General features: G+C 67.7%; 3 protein-coding genes and 1 pseudogene. 3 read left to right on the top strand and 1 reads right to left on the bottom strand.

Features of this window, described 5'->3' with window-relative positions; translation table 11 throughout:
* Both ACIO5E_RS39590 and ACIO5E_RS39585 read left to right on the top strand, forming a co-directional pair.
* On the top strand, positions 1–965 hold a 965-nt coding region (locus ACIO5E_RS39590), incomplete at its 5' end, for an alpha/beta fold hydrolase (RefSeq protein WP_400677555.1).
* 235 nt (positions 966–1,200) lie between these two features.
* Entirely contained in the window at positions 1,201–1,422 is a 222-nt protein-coding gene (locus tag ACIO5E_RS39585; protein ID WP_400677552.1) for a hypothetical protein, read from the top strand.
* A 193-nt stretch (positions 1,423–1,615) separates the two neighbouring features.
* Here the strand turns inward: ACIO5E_RS39585 and ACIO5E_RS39580 are convergent, their stop codons facing one another.
* On the bottom strand, positions 1,616–2,917 hold the full coding sequence (locus tag ACIO5E_RS39580) for a trypsin-like serine protease (protein ID WP_400677550.1): 1,302 nt from the start codon (positions 2,915–2,917) through the stop codon (positions 1,616–1,618).
* Positions 2,918–3,118: 201 nt separating this feature from the next.
* Here ACIO5E_RS39580 and ACIO5E_RS39575 point away from each other — a divergent pair.
* Positions 3,119–3,361 (top strand): annotated as a pseudogene (locus tag ACIO5E_RS39575) (SAM-dependent methyltransferase); the annotation flags it as partial.
* Between the last annotated feature and the right edge of the window lie 324 nt (positions 3,362–3,685).

The following is a 3,685-nucleotide window of genomic DNA, read 5'->3' as shown; positions in this document are numbered from 1 at the left end:
ACCACCCCCACCACCCCCAGGAGCACCCGATGAACCCCGACCACCCCGACCACCCCGGACACCAACTCCCCGGCCCCCACACCGTCACCATCACCGACCACACCACCACCACCGACGACGGCGCCCACCTCACCATCACCCTCCACCACCCCAACCCCACCCCCACCCACCCCATCCCCCCCAACCAACCCCTCATCATCCTCACCCACGGCTGGGCCTCCAACCACACCATCTGGCACACCACCGCCCACCTCCTCGCCACCGCCGGCCACACCGTCGCCACCTACGACCACCGCGGCCACGGCACCTCCACCAACGGCACCCACCCCACCACCCTCCAACGCCTCGCCCACGACCTCGACACCATCACCACCACCCTCTCCCCCCACCACCCCATCACCCTCCTCGCCCACTCCGGCGGCGGCTACACCGCCCTCACCTGGGCCACCCACCTCCACACCACCCACCCCACCCCCCACACCCGCCTCACCGCCCTCATCCTCGCCGCCACCGCCGCCCACAACCAACAAACCCCCACCCAAGAACTCAAACTCATGCAATCAAAAACCTTCACCAAAGCCCTCAAAACCCCCTGGCTCGGCCGCCTCCTCCTCAAAAAAACCCACCACCCCCACACCCCCAAACACACCCAAGAAACCAACCGCCGCCTCTTCGCCAACACCCACCCCCACACCCGCGCCACCTACTTCAACACCACCCAAACCATGGACCACCGCCCCCACCTCCCCCACCTCACCACCCCCACCCTCATCATCACCGGCACCCACGACAAAATCATCAACCCCACCCACAGCCACACCCTCCACCACACCATCCCCCACACCCACCTCATCACCATCCCCAACACCGGCCACACCCTCCCCCTCGAAACCCCCCACCACCTCGCCCACCACACCCACCAATTCACACAGAGCCTCGGAGAAAACCGCGACACAACCCACTGAAAATCCTTCTCTCAAACGGCTTCTGAAAGAGGGAAACGAAATCCTGAACCACCCCACGGCGTCCGCCAGGTGTCGGGGTGCTACCTCATGTGCAGAGGTGCGTACGGGTTCAAGTACAGAGGTTCCCCGGCGCGTCGTGATGTCGGGTTCATCAAGTGGGTCACCCTTCGCCCGGGTGTGTGATGAAAGGAGCGAAAGGTGACCCGTCTCCATGATCCTGCAAACGGATCTTTGGATGGACCTACGTCGTTTCCGGGCCCTGCGTGAGGCCGAGATGAGCATTTCCGAGATCGCCCGGGAGACCGGGACGAACTGGCGGACCGTCAAGAAGTGCCTGGACCAGCCCGGGATCGTGGTACCCGATCGTGGGGCGCCGCGCAAGGGCTGTATCCCGCAGGTGATCGTGCCGTACGCGCCGGTGGTCGACGCCTGGCTACGAACGGACATCACGCTCTAGAAGGCTGATGAGGATCTTGGTGTGATCGGGGCTGCCGCCGTCAGGCGGCAGCCCCGATCTGCCAGGTGGTGCCCTTGTGGGTGACTCCGAGGTTGATCGGGTCCGGAGGTTGAGGGCCGCGGCGCAGGTGTGGAGCCAGGCGTTGTTCTTGATCGTTCCCCGGTAGCGCAGGCGGCGGTCTCCGTAGCCTCGGTCAGCCCGTGTAGACGGTGGCCCACGGGGATTGAGCCAGGCCCCGCACTATGCTGAGCGCGCTCGAAATGTCGCTGTAGAAGAGGGTCGAGTAGCAGATCCGGTTCTGGTACCCCGTGCACGGCACGTTGACCCTCCCGCTGCTGATGACCCCTCGTGCCGTGGTGCCGAAGTTGGTGATGGTGAGGACCGGCCCCCCGCTGTCTCCCTGGCCCCCAGCCGAAGTGTTCGCTGTCAGTTGCTGGGCTTGGACCATCGGCCCGTGGGTCCCGGAGTCCTCGGTATAGACGGTCCTGTCCGTCGCCACGACCTGGATGTTGCAGATGTCCCCTGACGCCGCACCGGAGCTGCACACGAAGTCTCCGGGGTGGCTCTGGGCCGAACCGACCATCGAGGTGCGGGACTGGGGGCGGCTGTCCCCCGACCAGGTCCCCATCCACAACCAGTTCTGGAAGAAGCCGGGGCTGCTGGCGGCGATGACGGCGATGTCACTGAACTTGTCGTAGTACTTCACGCTCCCGTACCAGCCGCCGCTCACACTGCGCACGCCGTCGTCGACGCCGGAGACACAGTGGGCGGCCGTGAGCTGGTAGAGGGCACTGGCCATTCTGTCCCCGACATCGATGGTGTAGCTCGTGCTGCACCGAGCCTGCAGGCTGTCCGACCGCATGTAGGCACCGGCGAATGCCTGACCCTCGCTGCGCCCGAGCGACGTCGCCTTCTCGCCCCGCTCCACGAGAGCAGGGATGCCCGTGGAGCTCGTCACGGTGCCGAGCGGTGTGTCCGCCGCGGCCAGGCTCGCCTTCCGGGGGCCTGGGTCCACACTGATCGAGACTCCGGTGCCGTCCTCGCGGGGACCGGCGGAGACCACCGTCCCCTTCTCCGCGACGGCCGGATCGCCGTCCTTGAGGACCCTGTCGACCTCGGCCTGCAAGGTCGCCCGGCTGTAGGGGGCCTGCAGCTCGACGATCCTCACCGACGACCCGAGGGCCTTGACCAGGTCTTCCACGGGCCGGGGCTTCACACCCCGCCAGTACAGCGACAGTTCCCGTTTCTCGGCCGAGACCCGCACCCCGGCGTAGCCGCTGTCCTTGTCCGCGCGCGTGGCTTCGAGAATGCGGTCCGCGGCCTTGTCGAGCTTGTCCTGCTCCGTCATCAGGTCCTGCCACGAAGCAAAGCCTCCGGGCACCTTGTCCGCCCGGGTCGACGCCTTGCCGGCATCAGGAGCGGCGTGGTCGGCCGCGTGGGCCGTTCCCGCCGGCAGCACGGGCAGTAACACGAGGGCGGCCAGCGCCGTGGCCACCGTCCTGAGATCACACTTCAACACCGTTCCTCCATCCGTACGACCGAGGTGGTCGCCATCAGCCGACCATCCGTCGGCAGACAACCGGTCAACGCGTCGGCAAGCCGTGGGCACGGGCCCTCCCGGGCCCGGGGTGCCCGGCCGCTCCGGTGGCCGCGAGAATTCCGGCAGACTAAGCACGGCAATGACCGCGGATGCCTCCTGGACAACCGGCAGACGGAGGCGGGCATCCGGTTCGGGGCCCTCGCCGACCTGATCGACCCGGTGACCTTCCGGCACGTCGACGCCCTCGGGATCGGCCCCGGCATGCGCTGCTGGGAGGTCGGCGCGGGCGGCCCTTCGGCGCCGCTCGGACTCGCCGAGCGCGTCGGCCCGACCGGCACGGTGGTCGCCACCGACATCGACTTCTCCTGGACCGCCCACGCGGCCGGCGGCGTGATCGAGGAGCAACGGCCCGCGCGCCGAAGTGCGCAGGGCCGAACCGTTGAGGGGCACCGACTGCCGGCGAACACGCTCCAAGCGACGGCGGAAGCACCCAGGCCGACAGGGCTCGCCGCCGCTCCAGAAACCCGCCGACGGCTGGCGGACCCGGCGACCCGCGCGTCGCAGGAAACCTAGAAGTTCACTGAGAATCAGGGGTTCTGGCCCTGCGTCACTCGGTGTGGGGCCAGATTGCTGATGTGCAGGGAGAATGGGCTGGGGAGCTGGTCGGGCCGGATGTTTGGGAGACCTGCCGGGAGCTGATCCCGGCGGGGAGCGTGTTCGCAT

It is taken from the genome of Kitasatospora sp. NPDC087314 (genome assembly GCF_044744365.1).
In the GTDB taxonomy this organism is placed as follows: domain Bacteria; phylum Actinomycetota; class Actinomycetes; order Streptomycetales; family Streptomycetaceae; genus Kitasatospora.
The sequence above is the reverse complement of the archived record's forward strand: the minus strand, read 5'-3'. Positions and strand labels throughout refer to the sequence as shown.

Coding starts and splice junctions, on each gene's coding strand:
- ACIO5E_RS39585 (WP_400677552.1), top strand. CDS start 1,201: ATGGACCTACGTCGTTTCCGGGCCCTGCGTGAGGCCGAGATGAGCATT.